This is a genomic window from Vibrio sp. CUB2 (genome assembly GCF_001557945.1).
Classification (GTDB): Bacteria; Pseudomonadota; Gammaproteobacteria; order Enterobacterales; family Vibrionaceae; genus Vibrio; species Vibrio owensii.
On sequence record NZ_LNRB01000095.1, the window covers coordinates 1 to 253 of the forward strand.

Genomic DNA, 253 nt, shown 5'->3' on the forward strand with positions numbered 1-253 from the left:
GCAGCAGTGGGGAATATTGCACAATGGGCGCAAGCCTGATGCAGCCATGCCGCGTGTGTGAAGAAGGCCTTCGGGTTGTAAAGCACTTTCAGTCGTGAGGAAGGTAGTGTAGTTAATAGCTGCATTACTTGACGTTAGCGACAGAAGAAGCACCGGCTAACTCCGTGCCAGCAGCCGCGGTAATACGGAGGGTGCGAGCGTTAATCGGAATTACTGGGCGTAAAGCGCATGCAGGTGGTTTGTTAAGTCAGAT

General features: G+C 52.6%; 1 rRNA gene. It reads left to right on the forward strand.

From position 1 onward, the window contains the following. A 16S ribosomal RNA gene (locus ATB78_RS28060) occupies positions 1-253 on the forward strand; the annotation flags it as partial.